At 64.8% G+C, this 21,397-nt stretch carries 23 protein-coding genes; 14 read left to right on the top strand and 9 right to left on the bottom strand.

Annotated features, from left to right (window positions below):
* Positions 1-68: 68 nt before the first annotated feature.
* Both FJ988_RS12945 and FJ988_RS12940 read right to left on the bottom strand, forming a co-directional pair.
* The gene (locus FJ988_RS12945) at positions 69-1,418 is read right to left on the bottom strand and encodes a chloride channel protein (RefSeq protein WP_140818163.1); all 1,350 of its coding nucleotides are present in this window, start codon (positions 1,416-1,418) and stop codon (positions 69-71) included.
* Positions 1,419-1,595: 177 nt separating this feature from the next.
* On the bottom strand, positions 1,596-1,895 hold the full coding sequence (locus FJ988_RS12940) for a hypothetical protein (RefSeq protein WP_140818161.1): 300 nt from the start codon (positions 1,893-1,895) through the stop codon (positions 1,596-1,598).
* Between the two features lie 322 nt (positions 1,896-2,217).
* Between FJ988_RS12940 and FJ988_RS12935 the strand changes: the two genes are divergently transcribed.
* The 5 genes from FJ988_RS12935 to FJ988_RS12915 all read left to right on the top strand — a co-directional run bounded on the left by FJ988_RS12935 (position 2,218) and on the right by FJ988_RS12915 (position 7,426).
* On the top strand, positions 2,218-3,648 hold the full coding sequence (locus FJ988_RS12935; RefSeq protein ID WP_246688524.1) for a DHA2 family efflux MFS transporter permease subunit: 1,431 nt from the start codon (positions 2,218-2,220) through the stop codon (positions 3,646-3,648).
* A gap of 274 nt (positions 3,649-3,922) precedes the next feature.
* A complete protein-coding gene (rlmN, locus tag FJ988_RS12930; protein ID WP_140818159.1) occupies positions 3,923-5,152 on the top strand; it encodes a 23S rRNA (adenine(2503)-C(2))-methyltransferase RlmN in 1,230 nt (409 codons plus the stop codon).
* Between the two features lie 14 nt (positions 5,153-5,166).
* Positions 5,167-5,571, top strand: coding sequence for a hypothetical protein (locus FJ988_RS12925; protein WP_140818157.1), 405 nt, complete (start codon positions 5,167-5,169; stop codon positions 5,569-5,571).
* 6 nt (positions 5,572-5,577) lie between these two features.
* A complete protein-coding gene (locus FJ988_RS12920; RefSeq protein ID WP_140818155.1) occupies positions 5,578-6,045 on the top strand; it encodes a hypothetical protein in 468 nt (155 codons plus the stop codon).
* Between the two features lie 136 nt (positions 6,046-6,181).
* The gene (locus tag FJ988_RS12915) at positions 6,182-7,426 is read left to right on the top strand and encodes an MFS transporter (RefSeq protein WP_210242759.1); all 1,245 of its coding nucleotides are present in this window, start codon (positions 6,182-6,184) and stop codon (positions 7,424-7,426) included.
* Positions 7,427-7,460: 34 nt separating this feature from the next.
* Here the strand turns inward: FJ988_RS12915 and FJ988_RS12910 are convergent, their stop codons facing one another.
* The gene (locus tag FJ988_RS12910) at positions 7,461-8,102 is read right to left on the bottom strand and encodes a LysE family translocator (protein WP_140818153.1); all 642 of its coding nucleotides are present in this window, start codon (positions 8,100-8,102) and stop codon (positions 7,461-7,463) included.
* Between the two features lie 180 nt (positions 8,103-8,282).
* Here FJ988_RS12910 and FJ988_RS12905 point away from each other — a divergent pair, with 180 nt between their 5' ends.
* Positions 8,283-9,506, top strand: coding sequence for an argininosuccinate synthase (locus FJ988_RS12905; RefSeq protein WP_140818151.1), 1,224 nt, complete (start codon positions 8,283-8,285; stop codon positions 9,504-9,506).
* 154 nt (positions 9,507-9,660) lie between these two features.
* Here FJ988_RS12905 and FJ988_RS12900 read toward each other — a convergent pair whose 3' ends face one another.
* Together FJ988_RS12900 and FJ988_RS12895 are read right to left on the bottom strand one after the other, a co-directional pair.
* On the bottom strand, positions 9,661-9,948 hold the full coding sequence (locus FJ988_RS12900; RefSeq protein ID WP_140818149.1) for a GIY-YIG nuclease family protein: 288 nt from the start codon (positions 9,946-9,948) through the stop codon (positions 9,661-9,663).
* A 298-nt stretch (positions 9,949-10,246) separates the two neighbouring features.
* Complete coding sequence (locus tag FJ988_RS12895; RefSeq protein ID WP_140818147.1) at positions 10,247-11,044, bottom strand: lytic transglycosylase domain-containing protein; 798 nt, start codon at positions 11,042-11,044, stop codon at positions 10,247-10,249.
* A gap of 153 nt (positions 11,045-11,197) precedes the next feature.
* On the opposite strand from FJ988_RS12895, the gene FJ988_RS12890 reads away from it, so the two are divergent.
* From FJ988_RS12890 to rpsP, 7 genes are all read left to right on the top strand, one after another.
* Positions 11,198-12,445 (top strand): NAD(P)/FAD-dependent oxidoreductase, encoded by a 1,248-nt coding sequence (locus FJ988_RS12890; RefSeq protein WP_140818145.1) that lies wholly within the window; start codon positions 11,198-11,200, stop codon positions 12,443-12,445.
* A gap of 72 nt (positions 12,446-12,517) precedes the next feature.
* Positions 12,518-13,597 carry a putative zinc-binding metallopeptidase gene (locus FJ988_RS12885; RefSeq protein ID WP_140818143.1) on the top strand — a complete coding sequence of 360 codons (1,080 nt, stop codon included), beginning with the start codon at positions 12,518-12,520 and terminating at the stop codon, positions 13,595-13,597.
* Positions 13,598-13,682: 85 nt separating this feature from the next.
* Positions 13,683-14,294 (top strand): DUF1236 domain-containing protein, encoded by a 612-nt coding sequence (locus FJ988_RS12880; protein WP_140818141.1) that lies wholly within the window; start codon positions 13,683-13,685, stop codon positions 14,292-14,294.
* 145 nt (positions 14,295-14,439) lie between these two features.
* A complete protein-coding gene (locus FJ988_RS12875; RefSeq protein WP_140818139.1) occupies positions 14,440-15,390 on the top strand; it encodes a CPBP family intramembrane glutamic endopeptidase in 951 nt (316 codons plus the stop codon).
* A 344-nt stretch (positions 15,391-15,734) separates the two neighbouring features.
* The gene (gene ffh, locus FJ988_RS12870) at positions 15,735-17,321 is read left to right on the top strand and encodes a signal recognition particle protein (RefSeq protein ID WP_140818137.1); all 1,587 of its coding nucleotides are present in this window, start codon (positions 15,735-15,737) and stop codon (positions 17,319-17,321) included.
* A 7-nt stretch (positions 17,322-17,328) separates the two neighbouring features.
* Positions 17,329-17,655 (top strand): chorismate mutase, encoded by a 327-nt coding sequence (locus FJ988_RS12865; RefSeq protein ID WP_140818135.1) that lies wholly within the window; start codon positions 17,329-17,331, stop codon positions 17,653-17,655.
* Between the two features lie 52 nt (positions 17,656-17,707).
* The gene (rpsP, locus tag FJ988_RS12860) at positions 17,708-18,109 is read left to right on the top strand and encodes a 30S ribosomal protein S16 (RefSeq protein ID WP_140818133.1); all 402 of its coding nucleotides are present in this window, start codon (positions 17,708-17,710) and stop codon (positions 18,107-18,109) included.
* A gap of 72 nt (positions 18,110-18,181) precedes the next feature.
* On the opposite strand, the gene FJ988_RS12855 is transcribed toward rpsP, so the two are convergent.
* From FJ988_RS12855 to FJ988_RS12845, 3 genes are all read right to left on the bottom strand, one after another.
* On the bottom strand, positions 18,182-18,445 hold the full coding sequence (locus FJ988_RS12855) for a YMGG-like glycine zipper-containing protein (protein WP_140818463.1): 264 nt from the start codon (positions 18,443-18,445) through the stop codon (positions 18,182-18,184).
* Between the two features lie 264 nt (positions 18,446-18,709).
* Entirely contained in the window at positions 18,710-19,120 is a 411-nt protein-coding gene (locus FJ988_RS12850) for a DoxX family protein (protein ID WP_140818131.1), read from the bottom strand.
* A 176-nt stretch (positions 19,121-19,296) separates the two neighbouring features.
* A complete protein-coding gene (locus tag FJ988_RS12845; RefSeq protein WP_140818129.1) occupies positions 19,297-20,202 on the bottom strand; it encodes a bestrophin family protein in 906 nt (301 codons plus the stop codon).
* A 169-nt stretch (positions 20,203-20,371) separates the two neighbouring features.
* Between FJ988_RS12845 and FJ988_RS12840 the strand changes: the two genes are divergently transcribed.
* Complete coding sequence (locus FJ988_RS12840; RefSeq protein ID WP_140818127.1) at positions 20,372-20,779, top strand: ACT domain-containing protein; 408 nt, start codon at positions 20,372-20,374, stop codon at positions 20,777-20,779.
* Between the two features lie 2 nt (positions 20,780-20,781).
* Here the strand turns inward: FJ988_RS12840 and FJ988_RS12835 are convergent, their stop codons facing one another.
* A complete protein-coding gene (locus FJ988_RS12835) occupies positions 20,782-21,234 on the bottom strand; it encodes a GNAT family N-acetyltransferase (protein WP_140818124.1) in 453 nt (150 codons plus the stop codon).
* Positions 21,235-21,397: the final 163 nt, after the last annotated feature.

Below are 21,397 nucleotides of genomic sequence, written 5' to 3'. Positions count from 1 at the left end.
GGGTTATCCGATATAGAGGCCGGACCGAAGGGTTCGGCCTTTTTGTTTGAACGACCGCTTTGTGGGACTCAAGCCTGGGCTGACGGCACCTCGGCCCGCCTGCGCCGGATCGCCTCGGCGATGAACACCCGCGACAGCGCGTGGTAGAGCGGCTCGTTGGAGATCAGCCGCGCCGTGCCGTAGCCCAGCACCGCCGCGCACATCAGCGCGATCACATTGTCGTGGTTGCCAGTCATTTCGAGGATGATGACGAAGGCGGTCATCGGCGCCTGCACGACGCCGGCGAAATAACCGGCCATGCCGAGCAGTGCCGCGGTGCCGGTGGCGGCGCCGAAGACCAGGCCGAGCGTGCTGCCTAGGCCGGCGCCGACCGCCAGCGACGGCGCAAAAATGCCGCCCGGAATGCCTGACACCATCGACAAAAGCCCGGCCGCGAATTTCTCGACGAAGAAGAAGGCCGGCAGCGGCGCGCCCTCGATGGCGCCGCGCGCCTGCGCATACCCGGTGCCGAAGGTCAGCCCGCCTGAGCCGATGCCGATAACCGCGACCAGCAGACCGCAGCATGCCGCCACGGCCAGCGCGCGCGGCAGCGGCTGCAGCGCGTTCCAGCGCCGTATTCGCCTCCCGATCCTGAGCGCGAGCAGCGAGAACAGCGCGCCGACACCGCCGCCGATGATGCCGCAGGCGAGCACCAGCGGCCAGTCGCCGGCGAACGCCACCGTGTCCTTGGCCACGCCAAAATAGGTGTAGTTGCCGAGCAGGCCGAGCGAGGCGAGGCCGGCCAGGATCACCGCCGTCAGCACCAGGCCGTTGGTGCGCGATTCATAGGCGCGGCCCATCTCCTCGATGGCAAACACGATGCCGGCGAGCGGCGTGTTGAAGGCGGCGGCGATGCCCGCGGCCGAGCCTGCCAGGATCAAGCCCCGCGCCTGCGCCATGCCGCCCCAGCGCGCCGCCTGCAGCATCACAGAGGCGCCGACCTGCACCGTCGGCCCTTCGCGTCCGATCGAGGCGCCGCAGGCGAGCCCGACGACGGTGAGCGCGATCTTGCCGACCACCAGCCTGAGCGACAGGATGTGGCTGCGATCCTCGTCGTCGCGCAGATGCCGTGCCGCGATCGCCTGCGGGATGCCGCTGCCTTGCGATCCGGGGAAGAAGGAATGCGCGAGCCAGGCGCACAAGACGAAGCCCAGCGGCGTCATCACCAGCGGCAGATAGAAGCGCCGGCCGCCGTCATTGCCGATGACAAGGTGGAACAGCGCCTGCGCCTGGTCGGCCATCATCGCGAAGAGAACGCTGATCAGCCCGATCGAGATGGCGCCGGCCCAGAAGACCAGCCGCGGCTGCCAGACGCGCCGCGACACCCACATCGCCTGGGAACGCCGCAGCATGCGGGATTTTCGCGATAGTCCGGCCATGTCGATCCTCGTGATGGCCCGGCCTAGCACAATGGCGGGGCCGATCAACCCTGGGGAACGATGGCGACGGCCGGCGCCCGGTCAGTCACGAGGATCGTGACAGCCAAGCGAAAATACGGGAGCCGGTTGCTCCCGCCGGACCTTGCCCGGCGGGTGTCATGGCTCGCCCGGAATGGCTCACATGGCCATCTTTTCGCACTCGGCCTGCGCCTTCTTGGTCGAGGTGTCGATCATATAGGTTTTGCCCTTGGCGTCGGTCATCATCATCATGCAATGCTTGACCGGCTTCGCCATCTTCATCATTTCGGCGCTCATTTTCGCGTCCGGCATCATGGTTCCCATATGGCCGTCGGGCATGACCGCCGTCACCTGGCCAGGCTTCATCATGGTCATGGCGCCCATCGCGTCCTCGGCCAGGGCCTGCGAGGCGGAGAGACCGACGAGGCCGGCGATAAGAACGAACTTGATCGAATGCATGCGGAGAACTCCCATTGTTGAGGGGCATGGTCGCCCCTTTCCAGCTTCGCGGATGCATTTCGATTGGTTACGCCAACACGAACATGTGATCGATTTTCGGCCGACAACGGAGCGAGCCGGCCGCCTTCCTGGCACAGGCGGGTCAAGATTTGTTGACCGCTGTACCAGTCGAAATAACTACCGCTTCGCATCGGCCGGGACATAAAGCAGTCCTGTGCGGCGGGAGGCCAGGCCGGCTGGGCTGCACGGCGTGGATCGCCGGCTTGATTGCGGATGGCTCGGGACTGGTCACCGCTTCCTGCACAATGGAATTGGCCGACAATTGGAACAGCATCTCTTTGCGACCGAGCGCGACCCGCGGCTCAAACTGATCATCCCGTCGATCGTCGCCATCGCCTTCCTGATGGAGCAGCTCGATTCCACCATCCTCACCACCGCCATTCCGGCGATCGCGCAAAGCCTCGACACCACTCCGGTGCGGCTCAATCTCGCGGTCACCACCTACATCCTGACCTTGGCCGTGTTCATCCCAGTCAGCGGCTGGTTCGCCGACCGCTACGGCGCGCGCCGCATCTTTGCGCTGGCGCTGTTCACCTTCACAATCGGCTCGGTGTTGTGCGGCGTGGCCGAGAACGTCGGCATGCTCCTGGCCATGCGTGCGCTGCAGGGGCTGGGCGGCGCCATGATGACGCCGGTCGGGCGGCTGATCCTGCTGCGCTCCTTTCCGCGCAGCGGCCTGATCACCGCCATGACCTACATGACCCTGCCGGCGATCGTGGGGCCCGTCATCGGGCCGCTGCTCGGCGGCCTGTTGACCACCTATGCCTCCTGGCGCTGGATCTTCTACGTCAACGTGCCGTTCGGCCTGATCGGCATCGTCGCCGCCTTGCGCTTCGTCGACGATTTCCATGAGGAGGATGCGCAGCCTTTCGACTTCGCCGGTTTCCTGATGGTCGGCGTCGGCGCGGCACTCCTGCAGTTCGGCCTGGAGAATATCGGCCGTCCGGTCATTTCGCCGCTGGCGACCGTGCTGGTGCTGGCCGCTTCGATCCTGCTCTTGCTCGCCTTCGGCCGTTACGCCCGCCGCGTTGCGGCACCTGCCGTGGATCTGACGCTGTTCCGCTTTCGCTCCTTCTGGGTCGGCACGCTGGCCGGCGGCCTGTGCCGCATCGGCCTCAACGGCGCGCCGTTCCTGTTGCCGCTGATGCTGCAGGTCGGCTTCGGCATGAGCCCGGTCACCTCCGGATCGCTGACCTTCGTCGGCAGCTTCGGCGCTCTTCTGATGCGGCCGCTGCTGTCGTTGCTGTTGCGGCGCTTCGGTTTCAAGGCCGTGCTGACCGGCAGCGCGGTCGTCGGCGCTTTTGCCGTGGCGGGTTTCTCGCTGCTCGATGCCGACACGCCGCATTGGGCGATCGGCCTGTACGTCTTTTGCTTTGGCATCGTCCGTTCGGCGCAGTTCATGTCGTCCAACACGCTGTCCTATGCCGACCTGCCGGGGGAAAAACTCAGCCGCGCCACCAGCCTGGGCGGCGTGCTGCAGCAGCTCAGCGTGTCGCTCGGCGTCTCGATCGCCGCCATGGTGCTCGGCCTCGTCTCCAGCCAAGCGCATGCGCCGACGGCGGACCAGTTCCATTGGGCGTTCCTGCTGACGGCGGTGATCCCGCTGCTGCCCATTCCCGGCTTCTTCTTCCTGCACCCGGAAGACGGCGCGCAGGTCAGCGGCCATCGCAGCAAGGTGGATACTCAAGAGTAGGGTGCTGCCAGTCGCGGCTCCCCCCTTCTCCCCTTGTGGGAGAAGGTGGCCGAGCGAAGCTCGGTCGGATGAGGGGTGCTCCAGCGGAGTGAGACGCTGGTGTTCCCTGGAACACCCCTCAACCGTCTCGGCGCTACGCGCCGATCCACCTTCTCCCACAAGGGGAGAAGGAAAGGCCGGAGCATGACTCCGCCGTCAACCTGTGCTATGCGCCGCGCTTCCCAAATCCGGCGGATGCTGAAATCGGCCGCAAATCGCTTATATTGGCGCCACCATGACCGTTTCGCTTGACCTTACCGCCGAGGGCGCCCGTGACGCCTTGCGCGCCCGCACCGCCGAGAAGCCGACGCTGATCGGCCTGACCCGCGCCGAGCTTGGCGAGGCGCTGGTCGGCGCCGGCATCGTGCCGGAGCGCCAGGCCAGGATGCGCGCCCAGCAGCTCTGGCACTGGATGTATGTGCGCGGCGTCTCCGACTTCGCGCATATGTTCAACATCTCCAAGGATTTGCGCGCGGAGCTCGGCAAGCACTTCACCGTTGCCCGGCCCGAAATCGTCGAGGAGCAGATTTCCGCCGACGGCACGCGCAAATGGCTGTTCCGCTTCCCGCCGCGCGGCGCCGGCCGTCCGGTCGAGATCGAGACCGTCTATATCCCAGAGGAAGGCCGCGGCACGCTCTGCATCTCCTCGCAGGTCGGCTGCACCCTGACCTGCTCCTTCTGCCACACCGGCACGCAGAAGCTGGTGCGCAACCTGACGACGGAAGAGATCCTGGCGCAATTGCTCACCGCGCGCGACCGGCTCGGCGACTTCCCCGACCGCGACACGCCCGACGGCGCCATCGTGCCGGCCGAAGGGCGCAAGGTTTCGAACATCGTCATGATGGGCATGGGCGAGCCGCTCTACAATTTCGAGGCGGTGAAGAAGGCGCTGCTGATCGCCTCCGACGGCGACGGACTTTCTTTGTCAAAAAGACGCATCACGCTGTCGACCTCCGGCGTGGTGCCGGAGATCGCCCGCACCGGCGAGGAGATCGGCGTCATGCTGGCGATCTCGCTGCATGCCACCAATGACGACCTGCGCGACCTTCTGGTGCCTATAAACAAGAAGTTCCCGCTGAAAGACCTGATCGCCGCCTGCAAGGCCTATCCGGGCCTTTCCAACGCCAAGCGCATCACCTTCGAATATGTGATGCTGAAGGACGTCAACGATTCGCTCGAGGATGCCAAGGCGCTGGTCAAGCTCTTGAAGGGCATTCCGGCCAAGATCAATCTGATCCCGTTCAACCCCTGGCCCGGCACCAACTATCAGTGCTCGGACTGGGAGACGATCGAGAAGTTTGCCGACTACATAAACAATGCCGGCTACGCCTCGCCGATCCGCACCCCGCGCGGCCGCGACATCCTCGCCGCCTGCGGCCAGCTCAAATCGGAATCGGAGCGCATGCGCAAGGTCGACCGCCTGGCGCTGGAAGCTATGATGATCGCGGGGCACGGCGAGGCGTGAGATTCATCCGGCGATTGGCAGCCGCCGCTGTTTGCTTTGCAATCGCGTCATTTGTCATGCCTCTCCTGTATCTTTTGTACGATAACGCTTTGTTCGTGTGGCGTAGCGGCGAGTTCTTCTTCGACCTGGCGGACACGGTGCTGGCCTTGATCGCCGGCGCGACAGTTGCCGCCGTGTATGGCGCACTGCCCGCAGTGCCACTCATCGTGCTGTCCGAGCTGACCCGAGAGCGAGGGTGGCCAAATTTCATAGTGGGTGGCGCTCTCGTCGGGATCCTCATATTTGCCGAGATGCTGGTGTATCCAACGATGCAAAGGTTGCCCGGCCTGGACATGCTGGGGTTCTTGATCGTGGGAGGCAGCCTATGCGGGATCGTTTATCGGCTGACCTTGACACGACTCCTTCCGATCTCCGGATAGCGTAGGATGGTCCGCCTCATCGCCTATCTCGTCCGCTTCGCCGTCATCCTGATCGGCTATGTCGTCGCCTCGCTGGCGGCGAGCGCCTTCCTCAACATCCTGTTCCTCGCCTATCACGGCTACATGACGGGCGATCCGGAGCCGGCGGCAACCGCCTCGCTCTATTTCTCGGTGCCCTTCGTGGCGCTGTTCGTCGCCTATTTCGCTTTCATGCCGGTGACCGTCGTGATCTTGATCGCGGAGGTGCTCAATCGCCGCGACTGGCTTTTCTACGCGCTGGGCGGCGCGATCAGTGCAATCGTTTTCCTTGGCTTCGCTCACGCGACCGGCGATGCCAATTTCGACGTCACCGAGACCAATAGCCAACTGGCGGTGATCGGCAGCGGCATGGTCGGCGGCATTTTTTACTGGCTTTCCGCCGGCCGCTGGGCCGGCAGCTGGCGCCGTGCGCCATTGCCCGATGACGAACGTTGAGCCGATGACGAAAAGTTGCAGACTTTTCCGCGGCGGATCATGCCAGAACCCGGCGAGTTGAACAGGCTGCCCGAATCGACTTCGGCGCACGTGGCCGAGACATTTCCGGCAAATCCTACCGACGAGGAGCGGGCCCTTGGCCGAAGGTGAAAAGAATGGCGGGTCGGCCGCGGCCGTCGCGGCGCGGTTCGATCAACCGGCCGAGCACGGCCCTTCCGGCCTGAGCGCCGGCCTGCTGTTCATCCTCTCCATCGCCTGCGGCGTCAGCGTCGCCACCATCTACTTCCCCCAGGCCATAACGCTGCTGATCGCATCCGACCTGCATGTCCCGGCCGAAACGGCGGCGCTGGTGGTCACCACCGCGCAGCTCGGCTACGCATTGGGCCTTCTCCTACTCGTGCCGCTGGGCGACCGGTTTCCGCATCGCCCGCTCGTCGCGACCTTGCTGACGCTGACGGCCGCCGCGCTCCTGATCGCCAGCCAGGCGCCGACGCTGCCGGTGCTGGCACTCGCCAGCATGGTGACCGGCATCACCACCGTGGTGCCGCAGATCCTTTTGCCAATGGCGGCGGGCCTGATGCCGCCGGAACGGCGCGGCGCAGTCACCGGCACGCTGCTCAGCGGATTGCTGGCCGGCATTCTCCTGGCCCGCACCTTCGGCGGCTTCCTCGGCGAGCATCTCGGCTGGCGCGGACCCTATTTCGTCGCCGCGGCGGCGCTGTTCGTGTTCGCCATCCTGCTCGGTCTGGTGCTGCCGAGGACGGCGCCGACATCCTCGCAGCGCTACCCTTCGCTGGTCGCCGCGGCCTTCATCCTCTTTCGCGACGAGCCGGAACTGCGCCGCTCCTGCCTCTACCAGGCGCTTATGTTCGGCGGCTTCACCGCCGCCTGGACAAGCCTTGCCCTTTTGCTCGGCGGACCGCTCTACCACCTTGGCGGCCAGGCGGTCGGGCTGATCGCCCTGGTCGGCGCGGCAAGCGTGCTCTGCACGCCGATCGCCGGCCGGCTGATTGACCGCAAGGGCCCCGATTTCGTCAGCCCGCTCGCCTTCGTCACCGGCATCGCGGCGGCGATCGTCCTGCTCGGCGGCGGGCTTGGCGGAATGACAGGCCTGCTGGCGCTGACGGCAGGCATGCTGCTTCTCGATATCGCCGTGCAAAGCGGCCAGACCGCCAACCAGGCACGCGTCTTCGCGATCCGACCCGATGCGCGAAGCCGGCTCAACACGGCCTACATGACTTGCGTGTTCCTCGGCGGCAGCGCCGGCTCGTGGATCGGCGTCAAGATCTACGGCCAATGGGGCTGGCCGGGCGTCTGTGCGCTGATCGCCGTCGCGGCGACGATCGCCCTGGCACGGCATGCGGTGAAGGTGTTTCGCTGACGCCTTGTCGATTGCCGCAGGCGCCGAGCGGCGCTTACTTCGCCTGCGCCGTCAGGATTTTCAGCGCGAAGCCCGAGAAGACGCCGGCGAACAGATAGTCGACCACGCGCGTCACGCGGGGGCTCGCCTTCATCGCCGCCGAAAACTTCTCCGCCGCCAGCACCATCGGCACGGTCACCGGGGTCGACAGCACGACGAACATCACGCCGAGGAAGAACAGTTTTCCCGACGCGTCCGGATCATGCGCGGAGACGAATTGCGGCAGGAAGGTCATGAAGAACAGGATGATCTTGGGGTTGAGCAGGTTGACGCCAAGCCCTGCGACCCAGCTGCGCAACAGTGAAACCTGTGGCCCGGTCTTCTTCTCCGGCGAGAAGGCCGAGCCTTTGGTCACCGCCTGAAAGGCCAGGAACACCAGATAACCGGCGCCGAAGATTTTCAGCACGAAGAAGGCCATCGGCGAGGCGACGATCAGCGCCGAGATGCCGACCACCACCAAAGTGGTGTGGATCAGCGTGCCGCAGAGCGCACCCGCCATCGAGGCGAAGCCGGTGGCGCGGCCCTGGCTCAGCGTGCGCGAGACGAACAGTGTCATGTCCGGCCCCGGCGTGATCGCCAGGATGATTGTCGCGATGGCGAACTGGATCAACGTCGAAGTATCGGGAATGAAGGACATCGGTCGCACCTGAGAGATCACTGCGCGGCCTTTAACCCGACGGTTTTGCCGCCGCCAGCATCTGCCGGCGCAAAGTTCTGGCCCAGCCTATGCCATGACCCGGCAAGCGTTCGTCTCTTGCGCCGCCCGGAAAGGCCGTGATACCTCGCCCGCGAAACTTTTCCCCGCGGAACCGCCAAAATGTCCAAGATCAAAAACGTCAAGAAAGTCGTGCTCGCCTATTCCGGCGGCCTCGACACCTCCATCATCCTGAAGTGGCTGCAGACCGAGCTCGGCGCCGAAGTCGTCACCTTCACCGCCGATCTAGGCCAGGGCGGCGAATTGGAGCCGGCCCGCAAGAAGGCCGAGATGATGGGCATCAAGGATATCCGCATCGTCGACGTGCGCGAGGAATTCGTCGCCGACTTCGTCTTCCCGATGTTCCGCGCCAATGCCGTCTATGAAGGCACCTATCTGCTTGGAACCTCGATCGCCCGGCCGCTGATCTCCAAGCATCTGGTCGAGATCGCCAAGGAGACCGGCGCCGACGCCATCGCGCACGGCGCCACCGGCAAGGGCAACGACCAGGTCCGCTTCGAGCTCTCGGCCTATGCGCTCAACCCCGACATCAAGGTCATCGCGCCGTGGCGCGACTGGTCGTTCAAGTCGCGCACCGACCTGATCAATTTCGCCGAGCAGCACCAGATCCCGGTGGCCAAGGACAAGCGCGGCGAAGCGCCCTTCTCGGTCGACGCCAACCTTTTGCACTCTTCCTCCGAGGGCAAGGTGCTGGAGGATCCGTGGGGCGAGCCGCCGGAATTCGTGCATCAGCGCACCGTATCGCCGATGGACGCGCCCGACGTCGTCACCGAGATCGAGATCGAGTTCCTCAAGGGCGATCCGATCGCACTCAACGGCAAGAAGCTGTCGCCGGCGACCATGCTGGCGGCGCTGAACGACCTTGGCCGCGACAATGGCATCGGCCGCCTCGACCTCGTCGAGAACCGCTTCGTCGGCATGAAGTCGCGCGGCGTCTACGAAACGCCCGGCGGCACCATCCTGCTCGCCGCGCATCGCGCCATCGAATCGATCACGCTCGACCGCGGTGCCGCGCACCTCAAGGACGAGTTCATGCCGCGCTACGCCGAACTTATCTACAACGGCTTCTGGTTCTCGCCCGAGCGAGTCATGCTGCAGGCGATGATCGACAAGAGCCAGGAAGATGTCGAAGGCACGGTGCGGCTGAAGCTCTACAAGGGCAATGTCATCGTTACCGGCCGCAAGTCGAAGAAGACGCTTTACTCCGATGCGCTGGTCACCTTCGAGGACGACCGCGGCGCCTACGACCAGAAGGACGCCGAGGGCTTTATCCGTCTCAATGGATTGCGGCTGCGGACGCTGGCGGCGAGGAGCCGCAGGGGCTGATAGTTGCTTGCCTTCCCCGCAAGGGCAAGGCAGACAGTGTGCGGTCCCGGCAGCCCGGACTTCGTCATTCTAGGGCGGAGCAAGGAGCGAAGCGACGCGCGCAGACCCTAGAATCCATGCCGTGACGCATGAGCGTCGCAGCGGTGCAGAACGATCACCAGCCAATTCCGCGAAGGAGCTCGAACCATACCGGATTGGTCTTCTCGATCAATTCAACTTTCCATCGGCGCGGCCAGCGCTTCAATGACGTCTCACGCTGGATGGCATCGGTGATGTCGAAATACTCCTCGTACCAGACCAGACGCTGCACACCATACCGGCTGGCGAAGCTGGAGCCTTGGCCTGTCTTGTGCTCGGGCATCCGGCGAGCAAGATCGTTGGTGACGCCGATATAGATCGTGCCGCCTTTCTGGCTCGCGGTCATGTAGACGTAGCCTGTCATGCTGCGACCTTACCTAGTGCCATCGCCAACGGCTATTCTGGACCGTTGCATTCTACGGCCGATGTCACGGCATGGATTCTAGGGTCTGCGCGCGTCGCTTCGCTCCTTGCTCCGCCCTAGAATGACGAAGGATAGGTCGCCGCTTCACGCGCAAAGACCCCCTCTGTCGCCTTCGGCGACATCCCTCCCTTGAGTGCTGCTCAAGGGTGGGGATTCGCGCTTTCACCAATGTCCAAGCCCATAAACAAGAAAAGCCCGGCACATATTGGCCGGGCTTTCCCGCCGAATCAGGATTCGATCAATTCGCGTCGATCGCCTCGCCGATGCGGGCGATGGCCTGCTGATAGACACTTGCAGAATTCCAGCCGGCGATGGCGCCCATATTGGCCTCATAGCTCGCGCCGGCGTGCCAGCCATGCGCCTTGAGGTAGTTGGCGGTGGAGGCGAGCGCTGTATTCCTGTCGCGCAGGTTTCTGCTGCCGACGCCGTATTTCATGACGTTTCCGGGCAGGAACTGGGTATGGCCGATCTCGCCATGCATGGCGCCGACTGATGAGGCGCTCAATGCCCCGCTATCGACCAGCTTGAGCGCGGCGATGGCATGCGGCGTGAAATAATCCGGGCGGCGGCAGTCATAGGCCAGCGTCACGATCGCCGAGACGGTGTTCTGGTTGCCCATCGCGGCGCCGAAGCCGGTCTCCATGCCCCAGATGGCGAGCAGCACGCCCGGCGGCACGCCATAGGTGCGCTCGATGTTGTCGAACAGCGCCGCATTCGACTTCTTCAGCGCCCGCCCGCGCGAGATGATCGCCGCACCGCCGCGACGCTTCATGAATGCCTCCACCGAGCCGCTGAAGGCCTTGTGGAGAGCGCGGTCGGCAGCGATCGTCCTGGTCGCGTAGGTCGCCCCGGCCAGCGCCGACAGGCCCTTCTGGCCGACGCCATTGGCCCTGGCCTCGGCGGCGAAATCCTGTTTCCAGGCGTCGAAGCCGGCGGCGTTCTTGCCGCAACTGGCGGCGGCCTGCGCGCCCGTTGCCAGCGCCAGCGACGCCACCACCGCCGCCGCGAAAATCCTTCCCTTGGCAAACAATGCCATGCTGTTCTCCTGGTTGCCTGAATCACGTCCCGGTTGCGAATTTGCCAGCGAAACGCCGGATTGTCACCGCCCCCGCGGGGAAGCGGTGACCGGCACTGGCGAAAGGCGGCCAATTTGCCTACGATCAAGGACTAACTGTGGCGGGCTTGCCTCATGGAAGACGTTGATGTGGTGATCATTGGCGCCGGCTCCGCGGGGCTGGCGGCGGCAAAGACGCTGCGCGCGGCCGGCCTTTCCTTCACCCTTCTCGAAGCCATGGACCGCATCGGCGGCCGCGCCTGGACCAGCGACCGGCAGTTCGGCGTGCCCTTCGACATCGGCTGCGCCTGGCTGCACGCCGCCGACCGCAACCCGTATTTCCCGGAGGCGAAGGCGGCGGGCTGGACGCTGCATCACCACGACATGAATGTCGACCACCTCTACTATCGCGACCGCAAGGCGAGCGAGGACGAGGAAGCCGAGATGAAGGCGGCCGACGCCAAGCTGTTCGAGCTGCTTGCCGCGCACCAGGTCCGGGATGGCGACGACGACCGGCTGTCGGCGCTGATGGCCAAGGGCCATGCCCCTCGCGCCGCCGCCACCTTCGCCGGCCCGATGGATTTCGGCGCCGACGAGGACGAAATCTCGATCCGCGACTTCCAGGCCGCCGCCGATCTCGACCCGAACTACTTCAGCAAGGAAGGTTTTGGCGCGCTGGTCGCGCATTTCGGCGCCGACGTGCCGGTCGAACTGTCGACGCCGGTTCGCCGGATCCTGTGGGATGTACCGGGCGTCGCCTGCGTCACCGATCGCGGCACGGTGCGGGCCAAGGCCGTCATCGTCACCGCTTCGCCGGCCGTGCTCGCCTTCGAGGAGATCGAATTCTCGCCGGCGCTGCCCGACGCCCATTTCGGCGCCTTTTTCGACCTGCCCATGGGCATGCTGACCAAGCTGCCGATCGAGATCAAAGGCACAAGGCTCGGCCTCGAGCCCTTCGACGACCTGCTGATCGAGCGCATGGCCAGGCACGACATCTATTTCCTTTGCTTTCCCTTCGATCTCGACCTGATGGTCGGCTTCGTCGGCGGCGACTTCGCCTGGGAAATGTCGGTGGCAGGCGAGGCGGCCGGGGTCGACTTCGCTATCGACCGGCTCTGCAGCATCTTCGGCGGCGACGTGAAAAAGCATGTCGGCCGCGCCATGATGACCAATTGGGGCGCCGAGCGCTTCGTGCGCGGCGCTTACGCCGCCGCGCGGCCGGGCCGCTCGCAGGCGCGCGCGACGCTGATGCAGCCTGTTGCCGAAAAGATCTTCTTTGCCGGTGAGCATGTCGCCGGACCGCTGATCCAGACCTGCGGCGGCGCCAGGCTCTCGGGCGAGAGCGTGGCCCGCCAGGTCATCGCTGAGCTTGCGGCAAAATGATCCCGGAACACTGGGCGGAGCCTCGCGTTTGAAGAAGCCCGCTCACTGCCTGCTCTGCATGTTGAAGATAAAATGAAGCTGTTCGACTGCCCAAATTGCGGCCACCGTCTCTATTTCGAAAATGCCCAGTGCCTGAACTGCTCCAGCCTGGTGCTGTACGACCCGGACCAGGCGCGTTTCCTTCTGTCCGGCGCCGAGGGCATCTTCCAATGCGGCAATGCCGACGAATGCGCCTGCAACTGGCGCGCCGAGCCCGACCACAACTTCTGCCGCGCCTGCGCGCTCAACCAGCTGATCCCGGACCTGTCGGTTGACGGCAACCGCCAGCGCTGGATCCGCGTCGAAGCGGCGAAGAAACGCGCCGTCTATTCGCTGCTGGCTTTCGGCCTGCCGGTCGCGCCGAAGGTCAACCCGGAGGATGAGGTCGGCCTCGCCTTCGACTTCCTCGCCGATCCGATCGGCGCCGGCCCGGGCGGCGAGCGCATCCTGACCGGCCACGACAACGGCCTGATCACGCTCAACGTCGCCGAGGCCGATTCCGCCGAGCGCGAAAGGCGGCGCGTCGAGATGGGCGAGATTTACCGCACCTTGCTCGGCCATTTCCGCCACGAGCTCGGCCACTATTACTGGGATCGGCTGATCCGCGACGATGCGGACCGGCTTTCGGCCTTCCGCGCCCTGTTCGGCGACGAGCAAGCCGACTACGAGCAGGCGTTGAAGGGCTATTACGCCAATGGCGCGCCGCCCGACTGGCAGCAGCGCCACATCTCGGCCTATGCGACCGCGCACCCCTGGGAGGACTGGGCCGAGACCTTCGCGCACCACCTCCACATCACCGACACGCTGGAAATGGTGCATGCGCTGAATTTCCCGCTGGGGCGCCTGGAGACGGTGGATGCCGATGCCGTCCCGCGCGACGATACCGGCGGCCGCCTGCAACCGGCGCCAGCCGATCCCGACCCGGTCCCGGAACCGTTCGAAAAGATTCTCGCCCGCTGGCTGGTGTTGTCGGAGGCCTCCAACTCGATCAACCGCTGCATGGGCCTGCCGGACCTCTACCCCTTCGTGATTTCCGAGGTGACGGCGCGGAAATTGAGCTTCATGCACGATCTTTTGACCGGCTCGCCGAAAAAACCCTGGAACAATTCGTGAGCGGGCGAACGCCACTTTAGCCGGAACGCATAAGCTTCCGTTTCGTTTCCGAGCCCGAGGGAGCGTTAAAACGGAGAGAAAAATCATGAAACGCATGTTGTTTCCGGCACTTGCCGGCACGATGCTTGCCATGTCGGGCGCCGCTTTCGCCGACACCCCCGTGTCCGCGGTGGCCAATCTCAACGTACGCGCCGGTCCAGGCCCGCAATACCCGGTCATAGGCGTGCTGGCGGCCGGCCAGTCGGCCACTCTCGTCGGCTGCATCGAAGGCAGCAAATGGTGCACGATCGCCGAAGCCGGCGGCAAAGGTTGGGTCTATTCCGACTATGTGACGGGCGACTTCGGCGGCAGCCGCGTGGTGCTGACACGCCGGCCGGCCGATGCGGGCATCGCCGTCGTGGCGCCGCCGACCGACGATATCTACACCACGGACACATACACCGGAGCCATCGTCTCCGACGACGATGACGACGCCATCGAATCGATCGGCAGGCCGCCGGCCGAGGTCGGCACCTATGTCTCCGCGCACCGGGTCGATCCGGTCTATCTCGACGGCGAGGTGGTGACCGGCGCCACGCTGCCCGACACGGTGGAGCTGCGCGAAATCCCGGATTACCGCTACCGCTACGTCTATGTGAACAACCAGCCGGCGCTGGTCGATCCGGGCACGAGGCGTATCGTCTACGTCATGCGCTGATCGCGCCCTGACGCCTGACAAGAAAACGGCCGCCAGCGATGGCGGCCGTTTTCTCTCCACGCGTAGCAGCCTGGCTTGATGGTAATTGGGTGGTAACTGCGATCTCCTACATCATGCAGCCGAAAGCCTTCGGCAGGGGACCCGCGTGACGATCGACAATGCCGCCTTCGAGCGTTATCGCCGCTCGCCCAACGCAAAAACCAATCTGCTGCGCCTGTTCTTCGGGTCGGCCATCGTCGTCGCCTTGTGGATGGCCATGACGGCCGTGGTGCTGATTGCCGGTACCTATACCTATCTCGCGCTCAAGCTGCCTGGCCCCTCATCGGGGCGCTACATGCAGGATTTCCTGGCGTCGCCGACCGGCATCCTCAGCGCGCTGACCTCCTTTGCCGGTATCTGGATCGGTCTGTGGGTGGCGATGCGCTTCGTGCATGGCGAACCCTTGTCAGCGCTCTTCGGCGTCAGCCGCCGCATCGCCGGCGGCGATTTCCTCAAGGGGCTGATCGCCGTGCTGATCACATCGCTGTTTTCGGAGGTGCTGCTTTACGCGCTGCAGCCGGAGATCGCGCGCGGACCGATCGCCTTTTGGTCCTGGCTGCTCTTCCTGGTGCCGATCGCGCTGCTCGCCTTCCTGCAGACCTCGTCGGAGGAAATGCTGTTTCGCGGCTACCTGCCGCGCGCGCTCGCCTACCGCTTCAAGAGCCCGTGGATCTGGGCGCTGCTGCCGGGACTTCTGTTCACTTCCCTGCACTGGAACTCGGCCTCGTCGCTGGCCATCAATGCCTGCGTGCTGGTCTCGATCGGCGCCTTCGCCCTGCTCCTGATGCTGCTGGTCTATGCCACCGGCAATCTCGGCGCTTCGTTCGGCGCCCATCTCGCCAATAATTTGACCGGCTTCCTGCTGATCTCGCACCAGGAAGGCTACAATGGCTTCGCCTTGCTCAACGCCAAGCCGCTCGAAGGCCCCGGCTGGACGAATTGGGACGCCGTGCTGATCGCCGTCATCGGCATCGTCAGCACGCTTTTGACGATGCTGCTCCTGTTGCACCGGCACTCGCCGCTCAAGGTCGGGACGAATACGCAAAGCCCGGGCTGAGCCTTTACAAATCGCGGCGTTTGGCCCCGATTTGAGCATTGTTTTTTGATGCATGTCGTTGCCGCAAAACCGCTGCGCACTTTTGCGCGACATGCATTAGCCTTGACTCCGCCGCCGATTTCCTGTCTAGAGCCGCTGAATTTCCGCGACGAGTATCCTTCGCGAAAGCCGACCAGGACGCCGATGCTTCATTGAGGCGGGTGCTGTAAAGAGATCCTGGAGGCCAACACCCGGCAGCGCGATGCGCCCCCGGGTGCTTTTTGGCTTTGCGCTTTTGCTTGGCGACCCGGTGCGAACGCACTACCTCTCGGGCATCATCCGGATGCCAGGGAAAAGGAAGAAGAATGTTTGAATCACTCCAGGAACGCCTTGGTTCGATCCTGAACGGCCTCACCGGCCGCGGCGCGCTGTCCGAGGCGGATGTCTCGGCAGCACTTCGCGAGGTGCGCCGCGCGCTGCTCGAGGCCGACGTCGCGCTGGAGGTGGTGCGGTCCTTCACCGACAAGGTGCGCGAAAAGGCTGTCGGCGCGGCTGTGCTGAAGTCGATCAAGCCCGGACAGATGGTCGTCAAGATCGTCCATGACGAGCTGGTCGACATGCTCGGCGCCGAGGGCGTCGCCGTCGATCTCAACGCGCCGGCGCCGGTCGTCGTCATGATGGTCGGCCTGCAGGGCTCCGGCAAGACGACCACCTCGGCCAAGATCGCCAAGCGGCTGACCGAGCGGCAGAACAAGAAGGTCCTGATGGCCTCGCTCGACACGCGGCGTCCGGCCGCGCAGGAGCAGCTTCGCCAGCTCGGCGAGCAGACCAAGGTCGCGACGCTGCCGATCATCGCCGGACAGAGCCCGGTCGACATCGCCAAGCGCGCCGTGCAGGCGGCCAAGCTCGGCGGCCATGACGTCGTCATCCTCGACACGGCCGGCCGCACCCATATCGACGAGCCGCTGATGGTCGAGATGGCCGACATCAAGAAGGTGTCCGGCCCGCACGAAATCCTGCTCGTCGCGGATTCGCTGACCGGCCAGGACGCCGTCAATCTGGCGAAGAGCTTCGACGAGCGCGTCGGCATCACCGGCCTTGTGCTGACCCGCATGGACGGCGACGGCCGCGGCGGCGCCGCACTTTCCATGCGCGCCGTCACCGGCAAGCCGATCAAGCTGATCGGCACCGGCGAAAAGATGGACGGGCTGGAGGAATTCCACCCCAAGCGCATCGCCGACCGCATCCTCGGCATGGGCGACATCGTCTCGCTTGTCGAAAAAGCCGCCGAGACCATCGACGCCGAGCAGGCGGCGGCGATGGCCAAGAAGATGCAGTCGGGCAAGTTCGACCTGAACGACCTGGCACAGCAGCTTCAGCAGATGTCGAAAATGGGCGGCATGGGCGGCATCATGGGCATGATGCCCGGCATGGGCAAGATGAAGGACCAGCTTGCCGCCGCCGGCCTCGACGACAAGATGTTCGGCCGCCAGCTCGCCATCATCTCCTCGATGACCAAGGCCGAGCGCGCCAATCCCGATCTCCTCAAGCATTCGCGCAAGAAGCGCATCGCCGCCGGCTCCGGCACCGACGCGGCCGAGATCAACAAACTGCTCAAGATGCATCGCGGCATGGCCGACATGATGAAGGCGATGGGCGGCAAGGGCAAAGGCGGCGGCCTCATGCGCGGCATGATGGGCGGCCTTGCCTCCAAGATGGGCCTCGGCGGCATGATGCCTGGAGGCATGGGCGGCATGCCCGACCTTTCCAAGATGGATCCCAAGCAGCTCGAAGCTCTTCAGAAGCAGGCGCAGGCCGCCGGCCTCGGCAAGGGCCTGCCTGGCGGACTCCCCGGTGGCGGCGGATTGCCGGGCTTGCCTGGCGGCATGAAGCTTCCCGGACTTCCTGGCCTGGGCGGCGGCGGGCTGCCTGGTTTGGGTAAGAAGAAGTGAGGGGGCGATGAACGAGGAGAAAGACATGGCCGATGCACGCGCCCTCCTGGCGGGCTATCGCGCTTCGATCGACAACATCGACGCCGCCCTCATCCATATGCTGGCCGAGCGCTTCCGCTGCACCAAGGCAGTCGGCGTGCTCAAGGCCGAGCATGGCCTGCCGCCCGCCGACCCGTCGCGCGAGCAGCAGCAGATCGCCCGCCTTCGCCAGTTGGCAAAGGATGCGAACCTCGATCCGGATTTCGCGGAGAAGTTCCTGAACTTCGTCATCCGCGAGGTGATTCGGCATCACGAACAGATCGCCGCTAACAACGGCGCTGCCAAAGCCGGTTGAAAGTTTCAACCGCAACCACATCAAACGAAATCAGAGCTTTTAGGAGATAAGAATGGCACTGAAGATCAGACTGGCCCGCGCGGGCTCGAAGAAGCGTCCTTACTACCACGTCGTCGTCGCCGACGCCCGTTCGCCGCGCGACGGCCGTTTCATCGAGTCGCTCGGCTCGTGGAATCCGCTGCTGCCGAAGGACGGCGAGCGCGTCAAGGTCGACGCCGAGCGCGTCAAGCATTGGCTGTCGCACGGCGCCCAGCCGACCGACCGCGTGCTGCGCTTCCTCGACGAGGCCGGCCTCGCCAAGCGCGAAGCCCGCTCGAACCCGAACAAGGCCCTGCCCGGCAAGAAGGCGCAGGAACGCGCCGCCCTGCTGAAGAAGGCCCAGGACGACGCAGCAGCAGCGGTTGCCGCCGCTGCCGCGGCACCGGCCGAGGCGGAAGCCGCGACTGCCGAGTAATTCGGTTTCTTGGCTGAATGCAAAAACGGCGGGCATTGCCCGCCGTTCTTCTTTTTGACCTGTCCTGCGACCTCAGTATCCGTCCGGGCAGCGCGCGATATAGGTCTGGCCGTAACGGTCTCGGTAGCGGCACTTGCCGCGTTCGCTGGCACGGCCGATCAACGCGCCTGCGACCGCACCGACCGCGCCGCCGACCACCGCGCCTTCGACCGGATCGCCCGCCACCGCGGCGCCGACGGCCGCGCCGCCCAGGCCGCCGATCGCTGCGCCCTTTTCTGTCTGGGAACACGCGCCGAGCGCGATCGCCAGCACAAGAATGGTAATGGCTTTCTTCATTTTGAATTCCTCTCTCACGCGGGTCGCCGTCCTTACCGCCATGGCCTTAACTCGCGGGTGGCCGATTTGATCCATGAGAGAGTGAATATTGGCCGGCTCAGCGTCGAGAACGATCTGTGCAGCCATGGTCAAATTGCTGAAATCATTATCTTTTACTCACCGCGCAAAGACTCTCCGATCAGCCAGGGCCGCGTGTATGAGCGCTGCGTGAGCGGCAATGACAAGGATGATGAGGATGGCTGCGAACACCTTTGTCTTCTCCGTTTAGCGGCTGAACGGGATCAGCGCCCGCACTCTGGCGTCGCGCAGGTAGAGCCCGCCCCACAGCATGATGCCGAGATAGATGCCGAACAGTGTGTGCGAGAACAGCGGGTTGCCGATGCGTATATGCGTGGCGATGGCGCCACCCATGTAGCCGGTGAGCAGGATGGCCCCGAGCACCGATGTGCGCGGCAGCGCATAGAGCGCGGTCGAGAGCAGCCCGATGATGCCGAGCAGACGCGCGGTGCCGGCATCGGCCGGCCAGCCGATCTGCGCCATGGTTTCGGTGACGATGGCCAGCGGTGGCAGCTTGATGACGCCGTCGAAGATCATGAACAGGACGACGACGGCGCTGAGCGCGCGCCCGGTCCACAAAGCGCCCTTCGAGGCGGGCGCGGCTTCGGCAATGCTCATGGTACCCTCCGTTGGTTACAAGGCTGGCTTTCCAGCGTCGAACTAAGGACGGGTGACCGCGCAGCGATCCTACAGGGCTAGAGCAGTTCCAGGAAAAGTGTGATCGGTTTTCCGTCCGGAACTGCGTAAACAAAGAGATAGAGCGGTTCACCGTTTCCGTGAAACGGTGAAAGGCTCTACGAAAAATAGAACTTGTCGGCCGCGATCATCTTCGGCGGCGGCTCGTCCAGCGCCTCGAACACGGAGATCTCGCAGACGCGGCAGAGCCCATCGAGAGCAAGGTCATTGGCTTCGACGCCGAACGGATCCTCGAGCTCCTCCGACAGCGCGTCGAGGCCGAAGAAGGTGTAGGCGATCAGCGCCATGAACAACGGAGTCGCCCAGCCGGTGGTCGAGATCAGGCCGATCGGCAGAAGCAGGCAGACGACATAGGCCGTGCGGTGCACCAACAGCGTGTAGGCGAAGGGCAGGGGCGTGCCGGCGATGCGCTCGCAGCCGGCCTGGATGGCGGCGATGGCGGCCAGCCTTTCATCGAGGATGCGGAAGCCGATCGGATCGAGCTCGCCCGCGACCCGCCGCGCATTGGCGCGGCGGCCCATGCGGCGGACCATCTCGTCGGCCGGATTGGTGCGGGTCGCCGCCTGGTCGACCGCGTCGCCGATGAAAGCGCGGGCGTCCTTTGTGCTGTCGATACGACGCAACTGGCCGCGCAGCAGGTGGCAGAAACCCAGCGCCTCCATCAAGAGCGCCCGCTGCTCGGTGCGCTCGCCGATCAGGCTGGTGCTGGCGCGCGCCAGGTTGCGGATCTCGAACACCAACGCGCCCCATAATTTACGCGCCTCCCACCAGCGGTCATAGGCAGCGTTGTTGCGGAACGACAGATAGATCGACAGCGTCACGCCGACGAGCCCGAAGGGGGTGATGTTGAAGGCGCTGAGATCGAGATGGAAATAGCGTGCCACGAGCAGGATGACCGCCGAATAGATGGCGAAACCGACGATCTGCGGCAGGATGCGCGGCACCACCGAACCGCGCATGATGAAGAACAGCTGCAAAAATGTCGGGCGCGGACGGACGATCATCGAGTGAACCCTTGCAAGTCGTTATGTTTCTATGGCGATAACGCGCCTGCGGCTCAGCCGCCAGCGACATCGCCATGTCGTCCACACGGCTGCAGGCCGGGCTGTTGACGTTTCGACGGGACTGCGGAGAAGGTTGCGAAACGCCACGCGCGTCCGGGAAGGAAAAAACATGAGCGGCGAGACGGACCTGCAAAAGCTGCTGGCATCGATGACGCCGCAGCTATACCCGGAAGTCCATGTCTTCGCCAGTTTGGCACCTGGCACGCCGGTCCCCGCAGGGCTCGACCCCGTGATGCAATTTCGCGAGCGCGAAGGCCTAACGCTGATCGTGACCGAAGACGAGGCGAAGGCAGCCGGACTCGTCGGCACGTTCCGCTGCCGCATGATCACGCTCGACATCCACTCCTCGCTGGAAGCCGTCGGCTTCCTCGCCGCGATCACGACGCGTCTGGCAAAGGCCGGCATGGGCGTCAATCCGGTCTCGGCTTTTTACCACGACCATCTGTTCGTGCCGGCGGAACGGGCGGAGGAGGCGCTGGCCATCCTGCGGCAGTTGGCGACGGAAAGCCGTGCCTGAATTCAGCGCCTGAGCACGTAAAGAATATCCGGCAGGCCTTCCTCATTGGCCGAGCCGTCGCCGAAACCTTCGGCGCGAAAGCCGTGGCGTTCGTAGAAGCGGCGCGCATCGGTGTTGGCCTGAAAGCAGCGCAGCTTGATTGAAGGCATGCCGGCCGTGGCCCGGGCAAGCAGCCGGCTGCCGATACCTTGTCCGGTCCAGGCTGGATCGAGATAAAGCTGGTCGACCCATTCGCCGTTAACGGCGATGAAGCCGACGATGCGTTCGCCGGCGACGGCGACGGTCACCTGCTGATTGGGGAGCAGGATGTCTTGGATGAAGAACAGGTCTTCCTCCGGCGTGTGCAGGAGCGGCATCCACGGAAAAGCGTTGAGTGAGGCGCGCATCGTCCTGGCGATGGCGATGGCGTCGGAAGCGATGGCTGGGCGAAGTACAGCTTCAGGAAAATTGGACATGCCGGCGCTGCCCCTCATCCGCCCTTCGGGCACCTTCTCCCCGTAAACAGGGGAGAAGGAAATGGCGCCCCCGGCCGAAGGCCGAGCCCGCGACCGCGGGCCGCCGATCGTTCGGCGCCCCCGCGGAGGGCCCGCCGCGGCAGCGGCGGAACAGCCCGTGAGC

The sequence above is a fragment of the Mesorhizobium sp. CU3 genome, from assembly GCF_006442965.1.
Taxonomy (GTDB): Bacteria; Pseudomonadota; Alphaproteobacteria; order Rhizobiales; family Rhizobiaceae; genus Mesorhizobium.
The sequence above is the reverse complement of the archived record's forward strand: the minus strand, read 5'-3'. Positions and strand labels throughout refer to the sequence as shown.

Excerpts from the sequence above, each read along its gene's own strand:
- FJ988_RS12890 (WP_140818145.1), top strand. The coding sequence starts at position 11,198 with ATGGAAGACGTTGATGTGGTGATCATTGGCGCCGGCTCCGCGGGGCTG.
- ffh (WP_140818137.1), top strand. The coding sequence starts at position 15,735 with ATGTTTGAATCACTCCAGGAACGCCTTGGTTCGATCCTGAACGGCCTC.
- rpsP (WP_140818133.1), top strand. The coding sequence starts at position 17,708 with ATGGCACTGAAGATCAGACTGGCCCGCGCGGGCTCGAAGAAGCGTCCT.
- FJ988_RS12895 (WP_140818147.1), bottom strand. The coding sequence starts at position 11,044 with ATGGCATTGTTTGCCAAGGGAAGGATTTTCGCGGCGGCGGTGGTGGCG.
- FJ988_RS12920 (WP_140818155.1), top strand. The coding sequence starts at position 5,578 with ATGGTCCGCCTCATCGCCTATCTCGTCCGCTTCGCCGTCATCCTGATC.
- FJ988_RS12905 (WP_140818151.1), top strand. The coding sequence starts at position 8,283 with ATGTCCAAGATCAAAAACGTCAAGAAAGTCGTGCTCGCCTATTCCGGC.
- FJ988_RS12885 (WP_140818143.1), top strand. The coding sequence starts at position 12,518 with ATGAAGCTGTTCGACTGCCCAAATTGCGGCCACCGTCTCTATTTCGAA.
- FJ988_RS12910 (WP_140818153.1), bottom strand. The coding sequence starts at position 8,102 with ATGTCCTTCATTCCCGATACTTCGACGTTGATCCAGTTCGCCATCGCG.
- FJ988_RS12880 (WP_140818141.1), top strand. The coding sequence starts at position 13,683 with ATGAAACGCATGTTGTTTCCGGCACTTGCCGGCACGATGCTTGCCATG.
- FJ988_RS12850 (WP_140818131.1), bottom strand. The coding sequence starts at position 19,120 with ATGAGCATTGCCGAAGCCGCGCCCGCCTCGAAGGGCGCTTTGTGGACC.
- FJ988_RS12840 (WP_140818127.1), top strand. The coding sequence starts at position 20,372 with ATGAGCGGCGAGACGGACCTGCAAAAGCTGCTGGCATCGATGACGCCG.
- FJ988_RS12865 (WP_140818135.1), top strand. The coding sequence starts at position 17,329 with ATGAACGAGGAGAAAGACATGGCCGATGCACGCGCCCTCCTGGCGGGC.
- FJ988_RS12945 (WP_140818163.1), bottom strand. The coding sequence starts at position 1,418 with ATGGCCGGACTATCGCGAAAATCCCGCATGCTGCGGCGTTCCCAGGCG.
- FJ988_RS12835 (WP_140818124.1), bottom strand. The coding sequence starts at position 21,234 with ATGTCCAATTTTCCTGAAGCTGTACTTCGCCCAGCCATCGCTTCCGAC.
- FJ988_RS12900 (WP_140818149.1), bottom strand. The coding sequence starts at position 9,948 with ATGACAGGCTACGTCTACATGACCGCGAGCCAGAAAGGCGGCACGATC.
- FJ988_RS12845 (WP_140818129.1), bottom strand. The coding sequence starts at position 20,202 with ATGATCGTCCGTCCGCGCCCGACATTTTTGCAGCTGTTCTTCATCATG.
- FJ988_RS12855 (WP_140818463.1), bottom strand. The coding sequence starts at position 18,445 with ATGAAGAAAGCCATTACCATTCTTGTGCTGGCGATCGCGCTCGGCGCG.
- FJ988_RS12940 (WP_140818161.1), bottom strand. The coding sequence starts at position 1,895 with ATGCATTCGATCAAGTTCGTTCTTATCGCCGGCCTCGTCGGTCTCTCC.
- rlmN (WP_140818159.1), top strand. The coding sequence starts at position 3,923 with ATGACCGTTTCGCTTGACCTTACCGCCGAGGGCGCCCGTGACGCCTTG.